The sequence below is a fragment of the Enterococcus sp. AZ149 genome (assembly GCF_051714285.1).
GTDB classification, from domain to species: Bacteria; Bacillota; Bacilli; order Lactobacillales; family Enterococcaceae; genus Enterococcus_D; species Enterococcus_D entomosocium.
Genome location: NZ_JBIORO010000001.1, coordinates 3123902 through 3144137, shown reverse-complemented (window position 1 = coordinate 3144137; position 20236 = coordinate 3123902). Strand labels below are relative to the sequence as shown.

17 protein-coding genes and 1 other RNA gene are annotated in these 20236 nt (G+C 45.3%); 12 read left to right on the top strand and 6 right to left on the bottom strand.

Going from position 1 to position 20236, the window contains the following annotated elements; genetic code table 11:
• Positions 1-53: 53 nt before the first annotated feature.
• Entirely contained in the window at positions 54-1637 is a 1584-nt protein-coding gene (abc-f, locus tag IGI94_RS14500) for a ribosomal protection-like ABC-F family protein (protein ID WP_438899912.1), read from the bottom strand.
• A 313-nt stretch (positions 1638-1950) separates the two neighbouring features.
• The gene (locus IGI94_RS14495; protein WP_008382045.1) at positions 1951-3951 is read right to left on the bottom strand and encodes a KUP/HAK/KT family potassium transporter; all 2001 of its coding nucleotides are present in this window, start codon (positions 3949-3951) and stop codon (positions 1951-1953) included.
• A gap of 270 nt (positions 3952-4221) precedes the next feature.
• On the opposite strand from IGI94_RS14495, the gene IGI94_RS14490 reads away from it, so the two are divergent.
• Positions 4222-4977, top strand: coding sequence for an ABC transporter ATP-binding protein (locus tag IGI94_RS14490; RefSeq protein ID WP_008382046.1), 756 nt, complete (start codon positions 4222-4224; stop codon positions 4975-4977).
• Positions 4978-6558, top strand: a complete 1581-nt coding sequence (locus IGI94_RS14485) for an ABC transporter (RefSeq protein ID WP_315044416.1) — start codon at positions 4978-4980, stop codon at positions 6556-6558. It begins immediately after the preceding gene.
• A 284-nt stretch (positions 6559-6842) separates the two neighbouring features.
• Here the strand turns inward: IGI94_RS14485 and IGI94_RS14480 are convergent, their stop codons facing one another.
• The 4 genes from IGI94_RS14480 to IGI94_RS14465 form a co-directional block, all read right to left on the bottom strand.
• A complete protein-coding gene (locus IGI94_RS14480; protein WP_086291598.1) occupies positions 6843-7322 on the bottom strand; it encodes a universal stress protein in 480 nt (159 codons plus the stop codon).
• A gap of 64 nt (positions 7323-7386) precedes the next feature.
• Complete coding sequence (locus IGI94_RS14475; protein ID WP_005233435.1) at positions 7387-7677, bottom strand: hypothetical protein; 291 nt, start codon at positions 7675-7677, stop codon at positions 7387-7389.
• A gap of 168 nt (positions 7678-7845) precedes the next feature.
• Positions 7846-8040, bottom strand: a non-coding RNA gene (gene ssrS / locus IGI94_RS14470) — 6S RNA.
• 85 nt (positions 8041-8125) lie between these two features.
• Positions 8126-9403, bottom strand: coding sequence for a replication-associated recombination protein A (locus IGI94_RS14465; RefSeq protein WP_196043832.1), 1278 nt, complete (start codon positions 9401-9403; stop codon positions 8126-8128).
• A gap of 216 nt (positions 9404-9619) precedes the next feature.
• On the opposite strand from IGI94_RS14465, the gene IGI94_RS14460 reads away from it, so the two are divergent.
• From IGI94_RS14460 to IGI94_RS14415, 10 genes are all read left to right on the top strand, one after another.
• On the top strand, positions 9620-10318 hold the full coding sequence (locus tag IGI94_RS14460) for a DNA-3-methyladenine glycosylase (RefSeq protein ID WP_005233451.1): 699 nt from the start codon (positions 9620-9622) through the stop codon (positions 10316-10318).
• Positions 10254-10742, top strand: a complete 489-nt coding sequence (locus tag IGI94_RS14455) for a DUF3013 family protein (RefSeq protein WP_438899911.1) — start codon at positions 10254-10256, stop codon at positions 10740-10742. Before IGI94_RS14460 ends, IGI94_RS14455 begins: the two co-directional genes overlap by 65 nt.
• A gap of 11 nt (positions 10743-10753) precedes the next feature.
• The gene (gene prmA, locus IGI94_RS14450; protein WP_005233456.1) at positions 10754-11701 is read left to right on the top strand and encodes a 50S ribosomal protein L11 methyltransferase; all 948 of its coding nucleotides are present in this window, start codon (positions 10754-10756) and stop codon (positions 11699-11701) included.
• A gap of 1 nt (position 11702) precedes the next feature.
• A complete protein-coding gene (locus IGI94_RS14445; RefSeq protein WP_438899910.1) occupies positions 11703-12458 on the top strand; it encodes a 16S rRNA (uracil(1498)-N(3))-methyltransferase in 756 nt (251 codons plus the stop codon).
• A 4-nt stretch (positions 12459-12462) separates the two neighbouring features.
• The gene (locus tag IGI94_RS14440; protein ID WP_438899909.1) at positions 12463-13128 is read left to right on the top strand and encodes a deoxyribose-phosphate aldolase; all 666 of its coding nucleotides are present in this window, start codon (positions 12463-12465) and stop codon (positions 13126-13128) included.
• Between the two features lie 187 nt (positions 13129-13315).
• The gene (locus IGI94_RS14435) at positions 13316-15526 is read left to right on the top strand and encodes a RelA/SpoT family protein (RefSeq protein WP_005233463.1); all 2211 of its coding nucleotides are present in this window, start codon (positions 13316-13318) and stop codon (positions 15524-15526) included.
• Positions 15527-15532: 6 nt separating this feature from the next.
• Positions 15533-15979: a D-aminoacyl-tRNA deacylase gene (gene dtd, locus IGI94_RS14430; RefSeq protein WP_142437358.1), complete on the top strand. Its 447-nt coding sequence runs from the start codon at positions 15533-15535 to the stop codon at positions 15977-15979.
• A 313-nt stretch (positions 15980-16292) separates the two neighbouring features.
• Positions 16293-17843, top strand: coding sequence for an ABC transporter permease (locus tag IGI94_RS14425; protein ID WP_005233475.1), 1551 nt, complete (start codon positions 16293-16295; stop codon positions 17841-17843).
• Positions 17844-17855: 12 nt separating this feature from the next.
• Positions 17856-18530, top strand: a complete 675-nt coding sequence (locus IGI94_RS14420; protein ID WP_005227776.1) for an ABC transporter ATP-binding protein — start codon at positions 17856-17858, stop codon at positions 18528-18530.
• Complete coding sequence (locus tag IGI94_RS14415; protein WP_005233477.1) at positions 18523-20070, top strand: PASTA domain-containing protein; 1548 nt, start codon at positions 18523-18525, stop codon at positions 20068-20070. The genes IGI94_RS14420 and IGI94_RS14415 overlap by 8 nt, the downstream gene beginning before the upstream one ends.
• Positions 20071-20236: the final 166 nt, after the last annotated feature.

Below are 20236 nucleotides of genomic sequence, written 5' to 3'. Positions count from 1 at the left end.
ACAACCCATGCATACGGTAGGAAAATCAAGTTTTTTTGTTGCGAATCAATGTCTTAGTCAATCAATGGGCTTAGTGGCTGGCGTGTGATCTGCTGCTGTGCAATGACCAGGGCTTCTTGGAAGTGCTGCTGCAAAAAGTAGCGGTCATGGCTGACTGCCAGCAGGGTTCCTTGATAATCTTGCAGCATTTCTTCAATTTCTTCTCGGGCATAGCTGTCGAGGTGATTGGTTGGTTCATCCAAAATCAGGACGTTGATTTTTTCTAAAAAGAGTTTCAGTAATGCCAACCGGATTTTTTCACCACCGGATAGATCTTTGATTCGTTTGGCCACATCACCTTGATAAAAACCACTTTTGGCTAATTGCCGACGAGCCGTTTCTTCGTTTCCTGTCAATGTATGGACGTAGGCTAATAGGCGGCTCTCGGGATCGGAAAACTGCAGCTGCTGGGGCAAATAGCCGATCTGTAAGCTGCTGCCGCGCTTGATAGTGCCGCCGCTAGGAAGCTCCTCACCGAGAAGTAATGTGAGTAAGGTTGATTTTCCGGTACCATTGTCGCCGATGATGGCTAGATGCTCCCCACGGTAGATTGCAAAACTGCTGTCTTTGAATAGGAGCTGATCGGCATATTGCTGGTGCAAGTCGCGAACGATGAACACCTCTTTACCTGATTTTCCGCCATTTGCCAAGCCTTGCAGCCGATTTTTCGGGGGCGCTGGCGGTTTGACCAGTGTAAGTTTCGCTAGGCGGCGTTCCAATTCTTTGGCTTTTTTGAAGAAGGATTCATTGTCTCCTTCATGGCCCCACTGACGAAATCGACGAATCATGACTTTCAGTCGCTGGACTTCTTTTTGCTGCAGTTCGTAATTTTTGGTCAGCTCCGCCAAGCGAGCTTCTTTCAAGACACGAAATCGGCTATAGTTCCCAGGATACTCAATCAGGGCGCCTTCTTCCAGTTCCCAGGTCTTGGTGGTGACTTGATCGAGAAAGTGTCGATCGTGAGAAACGACTAGAACCGCTTTTTTCGTATTCTGTAAATAATTTTCCAACCAGCGGATACTTGAAAGATCCAAGTGATTGGTTGGTTCATCCAGTAACAGCAAGTCAGCATCGGTGACTAACACTTTGGCTAAAGCGACTTTGACCCGTTCACCCCCGCTAAGGTCTGTTAACCGTGCGTCCTGCCGATGGGGAATTCCTAACCCTTGTAAGATCGCGGAAATTCGGTCTTCTAATCCATAACCGCCCAGCTCTTCAAAGCGCTGCTGCAGCTCGCCATAACGGATCAGACACTTCTCTAAATCAGTATCGGGTTCTGCCATCAAGGCTTCGTAATGGCTCATTTGCTGTTTGAGTTCTTGAATGTTAGCTGCAGAATGGAGCAGGTAGTGGGTAACGGTTGCTTCAGAAACTGTCAGCTCTTGCTCGACCGTCCCGATCCTCAAGCCTTTTTGGCGGCTGATAACGCCGCTATCGACACCTTCACTGCCAGTCAAGATTTGTAAAAAGGTTGATTTGCCCGTTCCGTTGATGCCGACTAGGGCAATTTTTTCCCCAGCTTCGATTTGGCAGGATAACTCCTCAAATAACGGATTCCCGCCGATGGTTTTTTTAATAGCAATTGCTTGTATGATCATGATCTCTCTCCTTGAGACCACTCAAAAAGGCCATGGATATCCATGGCCAGTGTTATTTAAACTCAGATTTTTTTGAGAAAAATACCTTGAGATGGCCATTGATTTTACGTAAATTTAACTGTTTTGGACAGACTCGTCCCGTCAACAGCAACTGTAAAACCAATTGCATGGCTAAATGCGATATGGTATCGTTGGTAATTTTCATTACTTGTTATTTTAGTCATGCGCATCATGGTCGTTTTCCCTCCTTTGTGTCTTTGTCTTTTCAGTGTACCTGAAAGTATCAGAAAGTTCAACCAGTACTGGCGGTTTCTTAGCGTTCCTCGATGCGTAATTCTGTCAGAGAGCTTTCTTTCATCTGACCGATGACCAAAGGAACGGTCTCATGAACCACATCGCTGTATTCTAAGCCGAACCAGCGTTCAGGTGAAATAGTATGGCGTTTGATAAAAAGCTTCGTCTGCATGACTTGCTTCTGCCATTTGCTTAATGCAGTTGCATTCGACAGCTCTTCTTCGATCATCACGAATTGGAAATCACCCACATTGCGTCCAGGCGTTAAGGAATAGCGTTGCGGCTGCAGCGGCAAGCGACCATCTTTCATCAATTCTTGAATGATTTGGCGAATGTAGAGATTGACTTCTTGCGGCACCCGAAAGCCGAGATAAAGCTTTAATTTAACGATAAAATCGGTATCTGCCATCGAAACTTCATATTTTTTCGTATAAGGTTCATCGGTGACTTCCACATTGACGAACCAATACACTTTGGCACGCTTCGGCCGTTTGTCTAAAATGGAATAGATGAACTGCTGACCGATCTGATCGTCTTGCAGTTTAGGAACCATGAAGACGACGTTCGTCTGAGATAATGGCAAAGAATCATCTTCCCGCAACTGTTTCAATTGAGGGATGTAGGTAGAAAGTGCAACTTCTTCGGCAGCATTTTCTTGAATACGATTGCCCCATTCCCAAATCAGCATCACACCGATGATCACGCTGGCTAATAAGATGGCAACGTAACCGCCATGGAAAAATTTCGTCGCACTAGAGATAAAGAAAATGCCTTCGATCGCTGCAAAAAAGAGCGTGATGAACGGTGCCAAGAAACGGGTCTTCTTGTTTTGGTGCAAGTAGAAATACAGCAAAATAGTGGTCATCAACATCGTTACCGTAATGGCCAATCCATAAGCGGCTTCCATCCGAGTAGAGGTCTGGAAGAATAAGACTACGCCGGAACAGGCGATCCACAGCAAGGTGTTCAAGGCAGGAATATACATTTGCCCGATAGACGCACCCGGATAGATGATTTGCATCCGCGGCAATAGTTTCAACTTGATGGCTTCAGAAACCAAGGTAAAGGAGCCAGACAGCAGAGCTTGCGAAGCAATGATGGCAGCGAGTGTGGCGAAGCTGACACCAAAGACTGTCCACCCTTGCGGCAACGCTTGGAAAAATGGATTCAAGTTTTCGATTTCTTGATAAGTCGGGTTTTGATAGACTTGCAGCAGCCACGCCGCTTGACCAAAGTAATTCAGCATCAAGCAGATTTTGATATAGGGCCAGCTAGCATAAATGTTTTTCTTACCCACATGACCTAAGTCCGAGTAGAGGGCTTCCGCACCAGTAGTCGCCAAAAAGATATTGCCGAGAATAAAGAGACCAGCGCTGTTATCGGGACTAAAGAGCAGATTGATCGCATACCGGGGATCAAGGGCCCGAATCACCGAAAGGTCACCGGCAAAGTTCATCACACCGACGATGCCCAAGAAGGTGAACCAGCCTAGCATGATCGGTCCGAAGGCTTTGCCGACAAACTCAGTCCCAAAGCGCTGCAGGGCAAAGAGGACCAATAAGATTGCTAAGGTGATGCCGACGATGATCGATTGGTCATTGCCGAAGCGATCAAAAAAGGCTGGAATTCCCCGTAATCCTTCGATGGCAGTGGTTACGGTCACGGCAGGCGTCAATACCCCATCTGCTAGCAGGGCTGCGCCCCCGATGATCGCTGGAATAATCAAGTAGCGGCTGTTTTTACGAACTAAGGTATAAAGGGAAAAAATCCCGCCTTCTCCATGGTTATCCGCGTTTAATGCGATCAAGACGTACTTGATCGTCGTTAACAAGGTCAGCGTCCAAAAGACGAGCGAGACGCTGCCTAAGATAAAGTCGGGCGTTAAGGTGCGTAGTCCGCCATTATCCTCCACCAGGGCTTTCATTACGTAAAGTGGGCTCGTACCGATATCACCGTAGACCACCCCCATGGCGACTAAAAGTCCGCCGGCGGTCACTTTTTTCATTTTACTTGAACTCATTGACTGTTTTCCCTCCATTTTAAACTGCAAAAAGACCTAAGCGGCCCCTTGCCACTTAGGTCTTGCAAGAAACATCTTAAACCAGCGGATTCCCGCTTGCTGTTGATCTAAGATCATGGAACGATCCATGTGCTACTCCCCTAAAGTGCTCTTATTATCTTTGTTTTTGCAGCTCCTGTCAATTGATTTGATAAAAATGGCAATAAACATTTTTCTTTTACTACGTTTCAGCGTAAGATAACAATAGGTATGGAATAAGGAGGCAGGAAAATGATTGAGATCAAGAATCTGACGAAACAATATGGACCAAAAAAAGCATTGTCTGATCTTTCCCTGACGATTCGTCAAGGGGAGATCTTTGGCTTTCTGGGACACAACGGGGCAGGGAAGTCGACAACGATCAAAAGCTTAGTTAGTATTTTACAACCGACGAGTGGGGAAATCTTTTTTGACGGTCAATCCCTCGTGGAACATCGGGAAGCGATAAAAAAACAAATTGCCTATGTGCCGGACACGCCAGATTTGTTTTTACAGCTGACGGCTGGGGAATATTGGGACTTGATTGCAGCAGCGTATGAAGTACCAGCAGCGGAAAAGGCCGAGCGTTTGCAAAAATTAGGGCGCTTGTTTGATATGCTGTCTCATGAAGAAGAGACCATCGCTAGCTTTTCCCATGGAATGCGGCAAAAAACGCTGCTGATTGGGGCATTGATCCCCGATCCGGACATTTGGATCTTGGACGAACCATTGCAAGGCTTAGATCCCCAAGCAGCGTATGATTTAAAAGAAATGATGAAACAGCATGCTGCCAAGGGTAAGACCGTGATTTTTTCTACCCATGTCTTAGACACCGCCCAGCAGTTGTGTGATCAATTAGCGATTTTGAAAAAAGGTGAGCTGCTGTACAATGGCTCAGTGGCAGATTTGCTGGCACAGCATCCGTCGCTTTCTTTGGAAACAATCTATCTGCAAATGACTGGGAGAAGTCAAGAAGAAGCGATTCTTGCAGAAGCGGAGGAAGCGTAGATGCGAAAACAACAATTTCTGACGCTGACCTCCGTTAATTTGCGGTATGCCAATCCCCAACTAACAGACAAAGCCCGCAAAAAAGGCAAGGCTGGTTCGACCTTGACCAGTTATTTGTTGTTTCAATATGCGCTTTCTGGAGTGGTGTTTCTGCTAGTCTATGGTTTGACGATGATCACATTGGATTTTAGTCAGATGCCGGGCTTTTTTACCTATTATGTCGCTTTGTTCGGGATTTTAGGCTTTTCCCAAGGGATTTCGTCCATTTACAATGTCTTCTTCGAAAGTCAAGATCTGCCAGCGTATTTGCCGCTGCCCTTTCGACAGAGTGAAATTTTTCTGGCAAAGATCGTGGTGGTATTTCTTACCGTTGCGCCGTTTATTTTTCCTTTGTTGGTCTTATTTCTCCTGACAGGGATTCGGGCAAACGTCTTTTTCTTGCTGACGATCTTATGGGCGTTCTTGCTGTTCGGCTTGTTTTTAGTCTTGATCTTCAGCATTTGCAGCTTGATCGTCTTCAGCCTGACCCGCACCAAGTTTTTCTTGAAGCATAAAAAATTGGTCACTAGTTTATTGCTAGGCGTGACGATGCTGGTTGTTGTGATCGGGGTCTTAATGATGAATCAGGTGAATACTTATGAGACAGACGTGGTAGACCGGGGAGCGATCAGCTTTTTATTGCCTTTTTATTATGTGATGGTGGCACCGTTTCAAACGACCGGTTTGCTTAGCTTGCTAGGGATCATCGCCACAGCAGGCGTGCTGCTTTTTGCCCTCTATCGATTGATCTTGCCGAAGTTTTATGAGCAAGTGGCAGCCGCGGCGCCTAACCAAGGGAGTGTTCGTCGGAAACATAAGCCCAATCAAGGCTTGGGCCAGCTGTTGTTTAATTACAATTCGCAGTTGATCCGTGATCCGAATTTGATCATGCAAGTCTTTTCTTCTTCGTTGCTGATGCCCATCATTTTCTTAGTGTCTTTTGTGTTTACAGGAGCGATTCAGTTAAGTGAATTGGATGAGCGGTTTATCGGTGTTGTTTTCGTGGCGGGGATCGCCTTGGCGGCACTGATGGTCAACCCGACTTCTTTTATCAGTAATTTGATTTCATTGGATCAGGAGAATTTCTTGTTTGTCCGCTCCTTGCCGCTATCGATGAAGCGCTACTTGCGGGAAAAATTCCGCTTTGGCGTCGTTTTGCAGCTGAGCTTAACGGCAGTCATCGTGCTGGCAGCAGTGCTTTTATTCAAAATGCCGCTGATTTTGGCTATCTCTTTCCTAGTAGGAGCACTTTGGAGCAGTTTTCTTTTGTGCTTGAAATATTTTGCTCGTGATTATCGATTGCTGCTTTTGGATTGGACCAATATCAGTCAATTGTTTACGAGAGGGGCGGGGAGTCTTGGGTTAGCCATTGGAACAGTCGCAACGCTATTTCTTTCCGTCATTGTTATCATCCTTTATGGCTTTGCTGCGACTTCGATTGATTTTTGGTTATTGAATGGTCCGGTTTTCTTTGTGATCCTCTTGACCAGCGTCCTTTGGATAGCCCATTATCACCATAGATTTTGGCGTCGTTTTTCCTAAGGGAAGCGACGCTTTGCTTTTTTTATTTAAGGATGGATAAATTAACTATTTATTCAGAAAATTCAGAAAAACTATTTACAATCAAAAGGAAACATGGTTAGATAGGAGTACCTATTACTTTGCTTTCATTTTTTGCTGTACAAGTTTGGATAACCGACTTGTCAAAGAGCTGTGACCAAAGGCAAAAAGACCAATGAGACCTAAGTGCTCGTTGCCTCTTTTGCTTTTGTCACGGTTTTTTTTGCACAAAAAAACCTGCCGTTCGTCGGCAGGTCGTCTCACTATCAAGCTTTGGTGTGGTCTTTTTCTGGGATTTTGTTTTCTAGATCTGTCCGTACAACTAACACATCACAGCCAGCATGGCGAATGACATACTCAGACACAGAACCGATAAAGATTCGTTCAACCGCATTTAACCCAGTGGCACCGATCATAATCAAATCGATGTCGTGATCTTCGGGCAATTGTTTGGCAATGATCGGTTTTGGCGAGCCGTATTCAATCACTGTTTTGACAGCAGTTACTTGGTGTTTGCGGGCATAATCCTCATAGTCTTTCAAGGTTTGTTTGGCCATTTCGGTTGCTTGCTCAGCAAGCATGCCGTCAAAAGAAGAAACGGTTTGAAAGGCCCGAGTGTCGATCACATGTGCTAAAACTAATTCAGAATCATTCCGCTGTGCCACATTCACGGCTTTTTTGAAGGCTAATTCTGACTCGCTAGACCCATCGACGGCTACCATGATTCGTTGATATTGTTGTAACATAAGAAACACTCCCATCTGTTATCTTCTACTTTTATTGTAATGCTTTTTTCTGGAAAAAGAAAACCTAATCTTCCTTTTTTTTCATTTTTTGTGCCAGCAAGATGCTGAATGAAGCGGAAGAGAGCAGCAACAACGCCAAATAAAACAAGGCAATCAGCTCTCTATCGACAAAGCCCACAACCAATGCCACTACGCCTAAAAGGAAATGAATGAGGCTATAGGTTTTTAAGAAGACTTTATTCGCCTCAGTAGTAGGGATCAAAGTGAAAAAAATCGCTTGTTTGGCATAAAGCAAATAACTGGTGCCGAATAATACGAGTGCCACGATCGTAAATAATAGAAGAATCATAAACATACGCCATCCTATTCTAAGTTGATAGGTTTAGTATAGCGAACCCTAGAAAGAATAGCAAAAGCCACCCTTACTTTGATATCAGATGGAGGACGTTGCACGGTTTCTAACGGCTAGAAAACGCAAAAAAGCCATCTGTTAAAAACAGATGGCACATTCTAAAAAGAATGGGTAATATCCGTTGATGCCGTTCTTTTTCCCATAGTATTGATCCCGCAAATTCTAGCAGGTGGGTTCCACGGTCTAAGCTTCGAACTACCAAAGGAAAAGGCATGTTACCAGCATTAACACAAGACGGATCCCAAGATATCAATAAAAATGTTCGGTCAACACACAAAAGGGACAACTCGTACATCACAGAATTCCCACCCTTATAGTAGCATAGGAATGACGAAGGTGCAATAAAGTTGTTTGAAAACGATACCAAAAAGCCACTATTTTTTCTAAGTACCTAGTTTTTTTTCTTTCGTTGCTGCAATTGTTGGTACCGTTGGCCCAACGCTTGCTCATATTTACCGGTGGTTTTCGGTTGATAATAGTGGGTACCTTTTAGCTTATCAGGTAAATATTGCTGATCGACCCATGCATCATCAAAATTATGTGGGTATTGATAGCCAACTCCTCGATTCAAGCTTTCGGCGCCTTTGTAATGACTGTCTCGTAAATGATCCGGGACATCGCCAGCTTTACCGATACGAATATCTGCGATCGCTGCATCCAATGCCATGTAGGCCGAGTTGGATTTTGGTGACAAACATAGATCGACCACCGTATCGGCCAAAGGGATCCGAGCTTCCGGCAAGCCCAAACGTTCAGCGGCTAACACAGCATTGACGGTTCGAGCAGCGGCTGCTGGGTTAGCTAAACCGATGTCTTCATAACCGATGACCATCAAGCGCCGACAAATGATCGCCAAATCGCCTGCCTCTACTAAACGACCTAAGTAATGTAGCGCACCATCCACATCGCTGCCGCGAATCGATTTTTGAAAAGCAGAGATCACATCATAGTGGGCATCCCCATCTTTATCATGGGTCAACGCTTTGCGCTGTACGCACTCTTCGATGATCGCTAAGGTCAAATGAATAATGCCGTCTGGTCCTTTTGGTGTGGAACGGGCAGCGAGTTCTAAGCCATTGAGGGCGCTTCGTAAATCACCGTTGGTCGCTCGCGAGAGATGCAAGCGGGCATCATCGGTCAATACGATGGTTTCTGATCCAAGTCCGCGAGTTTCATCTGCTAAAGCTTGATCAATGGCGGTCAAAATATCTTCTTCTTGGAGCGGTTTGACTTCAAAAATCTGTGTCCGACTGCGAATCGCTGGATTGATCGTAATGTAGGGATTTTCCGTCGTGGCACCGATCATAATAATCTTGCCGCTTTCTAAATGGGGCAGTAAAAAGTCTTGTTTTGTCTTGTCTAGTCGATGGACTTCATCAAGCAATAAAATGACAGTACCGCTCATTTTGGCTTCCTCTGCCACGATTTGCAGGTCTTTTTTTGTATCTGTGGCGGCGTTCAGCATGCGAAACGCATAGCGTGTCGAGCCGGCAATCGCACTGGCAATGCTGGTTTTTCCGGTTCCCGGCGGTCCGTATAGGATCATCGAAGAAAGCATTTTGGCTTCGACCATTCGGCGAATGATTTTCCCCGGGCCAACCAAATGCTGCTGTCCGACGACTTCATCTAAGTTCCGTGGCCGCATTCGATAAGCAAGTGGCTGCTGCATAAAACGATCCTCTCCTTTTCCTGTAAGTATAACATAAGAACGTACATTCTCATAAACAAGCTGATTTGCGTCCTTACGAAAACAAAAGGGCGCGTATTTTCCACTCAGTCAGCAAAAAACAGGTTCGTTGAAAAGAAATCGTTGAGATCACCGCAACTCTGTAGTCAAAGATAGTAAGTTGACCGAGAATTGTGTAGAATAAAGAGGGTGATGAGAATGGATGAATTAATGGCACTTTTTGCGACACAGCCGACAACTACCATCGCGCGTGCCTTATTAGGGATGTATTTGGAACATGAGACCCCAGAAGGAACATTAGGTGGGTATATCGTGGATTGTGAAGCGTATCTAGGTCCCGATGATCTGGCGGCTCATAGTGTGGGCATGCGAAACACACCAAGGGTTCGGGCGATGTATCAGGAACCCGGCACGATTTATTTATATACGATGCATACGCATCGAATTGTCAACTTTATTACGCAACCAAAAGGCATCCCACAAGGAATCATGATTCGCGGGCTAGAACCGGTGGATGGGATTGACTTGATGGAACAACAGCGACAAAAAACGGGACCGGATGTAGCCAATGGCCCCGGGAAACTAGTACAGGCACTACAGATTCCAGCTGAGCTTTACGGCGAATCGATTTTTACGAGTCCGCTGCATTTGGTTCCTGAGCGCCGACGTACCCCAAAAGAAATTTTGGCATTGCCTCGAATTGGTATCCCGAACAAAGGGGAGTGGACTCAGATGCCGCTTCGATTTGCGGTAGCTGGTAATCCTTATTTAACAAATATACGAAAAGCCGCTGTTCAGCAAGATCATGGCTGGCTAGAAAGAAGGAATAGTGATGGCGAAAGAAACGATATTGACTTACTTAGATCAGCGATTAACGAAAAAAATCTCCGATTATGATGTGGCGATCGATTGGGATGCCAAAAATCATACCATCGAATTGGTGTTGCGCTTGTTTGCCGAAAATCCTCAACAAGTCCAAATCGACGATGCGCAAGGTGTGGCATCAGAGGAAGCGATCATTGAATTTGAAGATGGGATTTTGTTGTATGATCCACAAAAATCAACGTTTGATGAAGAAGATTATTTAGCGACGATTCCTTATGCAGGAAAAAAAGGGATCCAAAAAGCGTTGTTAGACGGATTGGTTGATTACATTCAAGAAATTTTAGAAGAAGGCCAAAGCGATCTGCTTGATTTCTTGAACGATGACAGTGAAGAAGCGATCTTTGAATTGCGATTCAACGAAGAAGCATTTGTGGAGAAAATGACGAACTATCAAGCCGGGGCTGGGGAAACCATAATCCCGTACCCTAGTTACTAAGGAGAACGAACATGAAATGGAATGAAGTAACCGTAGCGACAGCTAGCGAAGCAGTGGAAGCAGTCGCCAATATTTTAATGGAACACGGAGCAAGTGGGGTAGCGATCGAGGACGTTTTAGATGTCGAAAATTTTAAAAGCGATGCGTATGGCGAAATTTTGGATAAAGAAACCTATACGACCTTAGAAGAAGGTGCGCAAGTCAGTGCCTATTTCCCAGAGACGATTTTTTTGCCAGAAGTGCTGCCGACGATCAAAGCAGCCATCGACCGTCTGCCGGAGTATGGTTTGGCAATCGGCAAAAACACCATCACAACGAGCGAGGTCGTGGAAGAAGCATGGGCAACGGCCTGGAAAAAATATTACCATCCAGTCCGTATCTCCCGCTATCTGACGATCGTGCCGAGCTGGGAAAACTATCAACCGCTGCAAGAAGATGAAAAGATCATCACCCTTGATCCGGGAATGGCTTTTGGGACCGGCACGCATCCTACGACACGCTTGACATTACAAGCCCTAGAAGTCTACTTGCGGGGCGGTGAAACCGTCTTAGATGTCGGGACGGGCTCAGGGGTGTTAAGTATCGCCAGCAAATATTTAGGTGCCAAAGACGTGTTTGCTTATGATCTAGATGAAGTCGCTGTGAGGTCCGCCCAAGAAAATATGGCGATGAACCCCATTGCTCACGATGTGACCGTGCAAGCCAATGACCTTTTGCAAGGGGTGACGGTCCCTGCGGATCTTATCGTTGCCAATATTTTAGCGGATATCATTTTATTGATGATCCCTGATGCATGGCGTTTATTGAAGCAAGAGGGTACCTTGATCGTTTCTGGGATCATTGAGACGAAAAAACAATTAGTGATCGATGCCATGATCGCACAAGGCTTTGAGATCGATCAATTGTTCAATCAAAAAGACTGGTATGCGATCGCCTTTAAAAAACCAGAGGTAGAGTAAGATGCAGCGATATTTTTTACAGGAGCCTTATGAAGCAAAAGCGGTGTTTGCCGTTTCGGGAGACCCCTTCCACCATATGATCCGAGTGATGCGCATGACTCCCGGCACGAAAGTCGGTTTAGTTTTTGAGGATCATTTGGCGATCATCGCCAAGATCAAAGAGGCCGATGAAGAAACGGTTTACTTAGAGGAAGTCGAAAAAGAACAGCAGGACAAGGAATTGCCGCTGCAGGTCACGATCGCTAGCGGCTACCCGAAAGGCGACAAGCTGGACTTGATCGTTCAAAAAGGCACGGAACTTGGGGCGGCAGCCTTTATCGGTTTTCCTGCGCAAACTTCGGTCGTGAAATGGGATCAAAAGAAATTACAGAAAAAGCAGCAGCGGCTGCAAAAAATCGCCCAAGAAGCGGCGGAGCAATCCCAACGGCAGATCGCACCAGCCATCACACTGCTGGATAACGCCAAAGCATTTTGGCAAAGCCTCAGTCAGTACGATGCGGTCCTAGTGGCTTATGAAGAATCAGCCAAGCAAGGAGAAGCAGCGATGCTGCTGCAAGTGGTCACCGAATTGCCCGTTGGTAGCAAAGTTTTAGCGATCTTTGGCCCAGAAGGCGGTCTGACCCCCTCCGAAATCGAAGGAGCCCAGGAAAACAACGCTAAATTATGCGGGTTAGGCCCTCGGATTTTACGAACAGAAACAGCGCCGTTTTATTTTTTAAGTGCTGTCAGTGTGCTAACGGAATTAAAGAGGATGTGAGTTGATGAATAAGAACCAAGAAGCAATCAGTGTCCGTTTGTTGACGGCCGATCTGACCGACTGGGTCTTGGAGGATTTTATCAATCAATATAAAACGGCTTTAAAGGAAGTCGTCGTTTTGCCTAGTGCCATTCGGCGGGCGAAAATCTTGGCACAAGGCTCTTCCTTACAAATCGGCGCAGTGATCGATTACCCCCTTGCCCAAGGAACACTGGCAAAGGTAGCGTTTGAAATCGGTCGGGCGTTTATGGAAGGTGCCGATTTTTTGGAAGTCTGGCTACCGGCTTCTTCCTTCATGGAAAATGATCGTGGCTTTGCGGAATTGACCGAAACGATTCGCTCCTTGACCTTGACAGGAGGGGAGATCCGCTTAGCTGTGCAAACCGAGATCATGAATGAATTGACGAAGATCCAAGTGGCACAACGCTTGAAAGAAGAAGCATGGCCAAAGATCGTGTTAGGACAAAAACAACCACTAGCAGAAGCATTGCACGACGTGAGCTTGTTTTCCTTAGATGGTGGCAGTCAACTGTCGATCCAGATCAATCCTGACACAATAGATGAACAAGCTATGCAATCACTACAGGCTGCCGGCGCCGAGAAAATCGGGCTCTCGTATCATGTTTTTGAAGAATTGCTTAAGGACAAGCCGGCACCCGATGTGCTTTGAACAACAGCGATTGAAAAATAGCTGAAAAATTTGTATAATAATACTACTAAATAAGAACTGCAGGTTAGACAGGAGTCCCATGCTTAGAACGTTTGTCCGCAAGGCTTTGGGTGCGTGACGAAACGTTAACAGCGACTTCTGTCTGCCTTTTTGATAGCACAAAAAAGAAAAGCAGGAGGCGGAATGAATGGCAAAAGAAGTTATATTGACCGGGCCCAATGTCATCAAATTGGTCGCTCATTATATGAGTGAAGAACACGTTGCCTTTGTCCAAAAAGCATTAGACTACGCGACAGAAGCCCACAAAGAACAATTCCGTAAATCCGGCGAGCCTTACATTATTCATCCAATCCAAGTTGCGGGGATCTTGGCAGAATTGCAGATGGACCCTCATACCGTTGCAACTGGTTTTTTGCATGATGTCGTCGAAGATACCGATGTGACGTTAGCCGATCTGAAAGAAGAATTCGGTGCCGATGTAGCGATGCTAGTGGATGGCGTGACCAAGCTGGGTAAGATCAAGTACAAATCTCATGAAGAACAATTAGCAGAAAATCATCGAAAAATGTTGATCGCCATGGCGCAAGATTTACGGGTCATCATGGTCAAACTGGCTGACCGTTTACATAATATGCGTACGTTGAAACATCTGCGGGAAGACAAACAACGCCGCATCGCCCAAGAAACGATGGAAATCTATGCCCCATTGGCTCATCGTTTAGGGATCAGCCGAATCAAATGGGAACTAGAAGATATTTCTTTGCGTTACTTGAATCCACAGCAATATTACCGAATCGTGCATTTGATGCAGACCAAACGAGAAGAACGGGAATCCTACGTTTCCGAAACCGTGGAAGAGATTCGGATCGCTACGGAGGAACTAGATATCTATGCTGAGATCTATGGTCGACCAAAGCATATTTACTCGATCTATCGCAAAATGAAAGACCAAAAGAAACAGTTCAATGAAATTTATGATTTGTTGGCGATCCGAGTGATCGTTGACTCCATCAAAGATTGTTACGCGGTTTTGGGAACGATCCATACAAAATGGAAACCAATGCCTGGGCGGTTCAAGGACTATATCGCTATGCCAAAAGCCAACATGTACCAATCGCTGCATACGACGGTCATTGGTCCCAAAGGCAATCCTGTCGAGATCCAAATTCGGACCCATGAAATGCATGAGATCGCTGAATTTGGGGTTGCTGCGCACTGGGCCTATAAAGAAGGCAAGACCGAAAAAGTCAGAGCCGACAAGATGACCCAACAAGTTGGCTGGTTCCGAGAAATTTTGGAACTACAAGATGAAAGCTATGATGCTTCTGAATTTATGGAAGGTGTCAAAGGCGATATTTTCAGCGACAAAGTCTATGTATTTACGCCAAAAGGTGATGTGACGGAGTTGCCTCAAGGATCCAGTCCACTGGATTTTGCCTATAGCATCCATACCGACATCGGCAACAAAACTACTGGTGCCAAGGTCAACGGCAAAATGGTCCAATTAGACTATAAGCTGAAAAATGGCGACATTATTGAGATTCTGACATCACCGAATTCCTTTGGGCCAAGCCGCGACTGGGTCAAACTAGTTGCTACCAGCAAAGCGAAGAACAAAATCAAACGATTTTTTAAAGCCCAAGATCGTGATGAGAATATCATCAAAGGACATGAGGCAGTGGTTCGTACCTTACAAGATATGGGCTTTGTGCCAAAAGAATTCTTGACGAAAAGCAAAATGGCGGAAGCTTGCGAACGATTCAATTATCAAACAGAAGATGACCTGTTTGCCTCTGTCGGCTATGGGGAAGTCAGTCCCACGACCTTAGCCAACCGTTTGACCGAAGAAGAACGGCGCGAGAAACAAATCGAGAAGCAAAAGCAGCAAGTCCAAGAGATGATCAATCAACCGGCGAAAAAAGAACCAGAAAAAATGAAGGTTCGTCACGAAGGCGGCATTGTCATTGAAGGGGTCGATAACTTGTTGATCCGCATCTCCCGCTGCTGCAATCCGGTTCCTGGGGATTCGATCGTCGGCTATATTACTAAAGGGCGGGGAATCTCGATCCACCGCAGCGATTGCCCCAATGTTCAAAACAAAGAGGCAGCGAACCGTTTGATCGATGTTGAGTGGGAAGATGCTACCGACATCAACAAAGAATACGATGCCGATCTTGAGATCTACGGCTATGATCGTTCTGGGTTGCTCAACGATGTCTTACAGACGGTCAATAGCGTCACGAAACGCTTAGTGAGTGTCGAAGCCAAAACCAATAAAGACAAAATGGCAACGATCCGTATCACGGTGGCGATTCAGAATTTGACTCATTTGAAATCGATCGTTGATAAAATCAAGCAGATTCCAGATGTTTACAGCGTCAGACGTACGAAGGGGTGAGAAAGAATGCGGGCAGTGATCCAGCGAGTCAGTCAAGCAAACGTGTCGATTGAGGACAATATCGTCGGTGCGATCCAACAAGGGTTCATGGTTTTGTTGGGGATCACCCATGAGGATACAGGCGACGATGTGGCTTATCTCGTAAGAAAAATCAAAAATCTGCGGGTTTTTGAAGACGAAGAGGGCAAAATGAATCGGTCACTGGAAAGCATAAACGGCGCCGTCTTGAGTATTTCACAGTTCACCCTTTATGGGGAGACCAAGAAAGGCAATCGCCCTAGTTTCATTCAAGCGGCACCGCCAAGTATTGCGATCCCGCTTTACGAAGCCTTTAATGAAGGTTTACAGGCCGAAGGCATCACTGTTGCTACTGGAAAATTTGGCGCAGATATGCAAGTCGCCTTGGTCAATGATGGCCCGGTGACGATCGTGATCGATACGAAAGAAAAATAGGGAATACAAAACGAAGGATTTTCTCGCTGGAAAAGAGTGGGAGAATTCCTTCGTTTTTTTTATACTCTCGAAAGCGCTAAGCATTTTTGATGGAATCCAAGTGAAATCTAAGTTGAAATCGGGAAATCTTACAAAACTGTTAGCAAAAATTCCATTCTTTTATTTGTTATTTAACATCTTTTTCTTGTTCTTTTATAAGGGTTCTTAAATGGAAATATCTTTTTCACCCGTTTTTTAATATTTTAAATTCGAAAAACGATCCTTTATTGCGATTGTTCTTGAGGGAGAAGTATGGAATAATTGTTAAAAAATAATGTCACTGGAGGAAATAACAATGAACTTTTGGCAGCGTGCATTAAAGAGTATCACCAGAAGAAAAGGGAAATCATTTATTTTATTTTTAGTTCTATTTATTTTAGGCAATGTGATCGCTGGTGCTGTAGCAATTCAACAATCCACTGCCAACGTGGAGCGAGAGACGAAACGCAAAATGGGGAACGTAGCTACGGTGGAAATGGATTGGGAAGGTTTTGAAAAAGACCATGCGGATGCTTCGGACGAAGAGCGGTCTCAAGAAGATTTTTATCCGAAACCACCAGCGCTGGATCTTTATGAGCAAATCGGTCAATTAAGCTATGTGAAATATTTTGATTACCAAAATCAAGCGTGGTTAGAAACAACAAAATTGAAAGCCTATACGCCGGAGGATGGCTCGGTCGGCATGGGTGGCAACTATTTCTCTTTGAAGGGCGGAAATTTGGTTGAGCCATTAGACATGCAAGAAGGCTTGATTCGCTTGGAGGAAGGCGAGGGATTGACAGAAAAAGATGTCAGTGAGTTGACGAACGCGGTATTGATCAGTAAAGAGATCGCAGAATTGAATAACCTGAGTGTCGGTGATCAATTGGTATGGGATACACGGGCAGAAGTCATGATGGAAGGTGGTTCAAGCGAGGGAGTAAGTGATGATAGTGAGGATGCGACGGACGAAACGGCTGAGAGTGGCAATCGTGTCGCGACCTTTGATTATCCCGTGACCATTGCAGGGATCTTTTCTGTAATTAAAAAGGATCAAAGCAATCAAAGTAGTTCATCAGATCAAAGTGATTCACAAAATAGTGATCAGGTATGGCAAGTGATGGAACAAATCAATACCTTTTATGCTAGCAATAATTTAGTGCAAGATTTTAACAAATTGCAGTCTGAAAAACTTTGGGGTCAAGAAGTGATCGAAGAAGAGTCAGACGCCTATTATCAACCGATCTTTGTCCTAAATTCAACGGATGACGTCGAAGCCTTTAAACAAGAAGCCGGTGCCTTATTGCCCCAATATTATCGTGTCATTGCTAATACGGATCAATACGAGCAGATCGCCGGTGGCTTTACTCGGTTAGGGGTGATCGCAAATTACATCGTGATCATTGCGTCGATCGCAACCATCTTTATTATTTCCTTAGTGGTCTTGCTTTTCTTACGAGATCGGAAACAAGAATTGGGCATCTATCTCTCCTTAGGGGAAAGCCGTGGGAAAGTCATTGGACAGATCGTGATTGAAGTCTTGCTGGTTAGTTTAGCCGCACTGCTATTGTCCTTAGTGACCGGGAACTTATTAGGTGGTGCCGTTTCAAATACCTTGATGCAAAACGATTGGATGAGCAATCAAAATGATATGGGCGGTGTTTATTCTGGCGGTTTGATGGCAGCTGATATTGATTACATGGATATCAAGAATGCCTATCAAGTGTCCTTCTCAGCAGGCTACATCATTACGTATCTGCTGTTAGGTTTAGGAACCGTCTTGTTCTCAGCTATTTTACCGCTATTGTATATTTTACGCTTGAATCCAAAGAAAATCATGATGTAGGAGGAACCAACGATGACTTTATTAGAAACCAAAGCAGTCGATTACTATTACCAAGACGGCGATCAGCGCCGCTATATACTGAAAGAGACCTCTGTTTCTTTTGAAAAAGGGACTTTCTATGCCATCTTAGGGCAATCTGGTTCGGGAAAAACGACGTTTTTATCCTTGATCAGTGCGTTGGATAGTCCGAAAAGCGGTCAAGTACTTTATGAAGGCACCGATATCGAAAAAATTGGGCATGAAAATTATCGCCGCGACGACATCAGTATCATTTTCCAAAGCTATAATCTGATTCCCTATTTAAGTGCAGTTGAAAATGTCTTAGTGCCGATGGCGATCACGAAAAATCAGCTGCCAGACAATCAGCGAGAAGTGGCATACAATTTACTGGATTATATAGGCATCACCAAAGAAAAAGCCGATCGGCTCGTCAATCAATTATCTGGTGGAGAACAACAGCGGGTAGCGATCGCCCGGGCGTTAGCCACCAATGTCGATATCATTTTAGCGGACGAACCAACGGGGAATTTGGATGAAGAAATGGAACAAGAGATCATCGATATCTTTAAGGAGCTGGCACACGTCCACAACAAATGTGTGATCGTCGTGACCCACGCTAACGAGATCGCTCAACAAGCGGATGAAGTCTTGTATTTACGTAAAGGTGTGTTGAGTAAACATGAGTGATTTTTTATCAAATTTTAGCCCGGACAACTATGATGGCAAAAAGAAATCCGCTGGCAATAGCGAGAAAAAAACTAGCGAACCTGTCGGAGATCAAAATGCAAGAGGCGCGGAGCAAGCGAGCAAACCAGCGGAGCCAACGACGGTTCACCAATCAGAAGAGCCGACAGCTAGTGAGCCGATGAGTCGCTCGGCAGCCCGTCAACAAACACAGACGACTGAAGCAAAAGCGGCGAGTTCTGGGACTGAGAAGGTAGCATCAAAGGAACCAGTCAGCCGTTTTGGTAAAGAAGAAACGGAATTTGATCCGACCTACAAAAAGCGTCAGCAGAAAAAAATCTTGCTGATTGCTTTACTGACCGCCTTGGCGGTTGCCGTGATCGGGATCGTCTATTATCAGATGACCCATGTGAAGGTGCCGGATTTCACTGCCCAAGATCTGTCAGAAGCGCGGACGTGGGGCATGGAAGAAGGCGTCGCTATCAAAGTGGAGCAAGAATATGACTTTGACAAAGACGTCAACCAAGTAATCGACCAAAGTGTCGACCCTGAGAAAAAAATCAAGAAGGGTGCCACACTGACACTGACGGCGAGTCTCGGGCCTGATCCTGAAGAACGCTTAGAGCTACCGGATTTTTCAGCGATGCAAGTGACCGAAGCAAAAGATTGGATCGCTAGCAATAAAGCCGAAAACCTCTCTTTGATCGAACAATTTGACGACAATGTAGCAGCAGAAGCTTTTATCAAACAAGAGGCGGCCAACAAAGAGCTTGATTTAGCCGAATACAAACGCAAAGACCGTTTGAGTGTCTACTATTCAAAGGGCAAAGAAGTCTTTGAAAAAAATATTGAAGTACCTGATTTTACAGGCAAAGCCAAAAGTGAAGCTTCTGAATGGGCGAAAAAGAATGACTTGAAATACAAAGAAGAAACCGTCTTTTCTGACAGTGTCGCCCTGGATCTGGTCGTTTCACAAGAACCAGTCAAAGGCAGCAAACTTGCGAAAAAAGAAGAATTTGTGGTGAAGGTCTCAAAAGGCCAAGCTTTGACCGTTCCAGATTTTTCACAATACACGATCGAAGAAGCCCAAGGACTAGAATCAAAAATCCCGCTGCAAGTCAGCACGGTCTATTCCGATCAAGTGGCGTATGGTAGTTTCTTGAGTCAGTCGGAGGAAGCGGGCAAAGAGTACAGCGAAAGCGATACTTTGCCAACTGTCAAAGTCGTCTACTCATTAGGCAGACCGTATTTGAAAGACATCCGTTTCCAAGCAACGGAAGGCGACTTGCCAAAACTATTCTTTGATGAATACAAATCAAAAGGCGCCAATGTCTATTACGAAATCTACTATGTCGATTCGGCGGAACCAAAAGGAACCGTCGTTGAAATGAGCCGCTACGGCGAGTTCATTCCCCTAGAAACGTGGATCACCATCGGTATCAGCCGCGGCAATCTGCAAGGCAGTACCCAAACACCGCCGGCAGAGGATGGCGGGGAGGCGGATGAACCGGTCAGTACCGCTAGTTCATCTGCTGCCGAATAATCTCGCAACCGACACTTTTTCACACAGCATCAAAAGGTAAGCACCCTTCCTTGGAAGGGTGTTTTTACTTACTAATTGTAAAAAAAACACGAGCGAGCCGCTTGAAATCGCTGGATCGATAAAGTAAACTTGATGGTAACGAGAAAAAATGGCTCCGCAGTGCCAT

Bases quoted from the DNA above. Each gene is read 5' to 3' on its own strand.
- IGI94_RS14490 (WP_008382046.1), top strand. From the start codon at position 4,222: ATGATTGAGATCAAGAATCTGACGAAACAATATGGACCAAAAAAAGCA.
- IGI94_RS14415 (WP_005233477.1), top strand. From the start codon at position 18,523: ATGAGTGATTTTTTATCAAATTTTAGCCCGGACAACTATGATGGCAAA.
- IGI94_RS14420 (WP_005227776.1), top strand. From the start codon at position 17,856: ATGACTTTATTAGAAACCAAAGCAGTCGATTACTATTACCAAGACGGC.
- IGI94_RS14440 (WP_438899909.1), top strand. From the start codon at position 12,463: ATGAATAAGAACCAAGAAGCAATCAGTGTCCGTTTGTTGACGGCCGAT.
- IGI94_RS14465 (WP_196043832.1), bottom strand. From the start codon at position 9,403: ATGCAGCAGCCACTTGCTTATCGAATGCGGCCACGGAACTTAGATGAA.
- prmA (WP_005233456.1), top strand. From the start codon at position 10,754: ATGAAATGGAATGAAGTAACCGTAGCGACAGCTAGCGAAGCAGTGGAA.
- IGI94_RS14495 (WP_008382045.1), bottom strand. From the start codon at position 3,951: ATGAGTTCAAGTAAAATGAAAAAAGTGACCGCCGGCGGACTTTTAGTC.
- IGI94_RS14455 (WP_438899911.1), top strand. From the start codon at position 10,254: ATGGCGAAAGAAACGATATTGACTTACTTAGATCAGCGATTAACGAAA.
- IGI94_RS14435 (WP_005233463.1), top strand. From the start codon at position 13,316: ATGGCAAAAGAAGTTATATTGACCGGGCCCAATGTCATCAAATTGGTC.
- IGI94_RS14475 (WP_005233435.1), bottom strand. From the start codon at position 7,677: ATGTTTATGATTCTTCTATTATTTACGATCGTGGCACTCGTATTATTC.
- IGI94_RS14480 (WP_086291598.1), bottom strand. From the start codon at position 7,322: ATGTTACAACAATATCAACGAATCATGGTAGCCGTCGATGGGTCTAGC.
- dtd (WP_142437358.1), top strand. From the start codon at position 15,533: ATGCGGGCAGTGATCCAGCGAGTCAGTCAAGCAAACGTGTCGATTGAG.
- abc-f (WP_438899912.1), bottom strand. From the start codon at position 1,637: ATGATCATACAAGCAATTGCTATTAAAAAAACCATCGGCGGGAATCCG.
- IGI94_RS14485 (WP_315044416.1), top strand. From the start codon at position 4,978: ATGCGAAAACAACAATTTCTGACGCTGACCTCCGTTAATTTGCGGTAT.
- IGI94_RS14445 (WP_438899910.1), top strand. From the start codon at position 11,703: ATGCAGCGATATTTTTTACAGGAGCCTTATGAAGCAAAAGCGGTGTTT.
- IGI94_RS14425 (WP_005233475.1), top strand. From the start codon at position 16,293: ATGTCACTGGAGGAAATAACAATGAACTTTTGGCAGCGTGCATTAAAG.
- IGI94_RS14460 (WP_005233451.1), top strand. From the start codon at position 9,620: ATGGATGAATTAATGGCACTTTTTGCGACACAGCCGACAACTACCATC.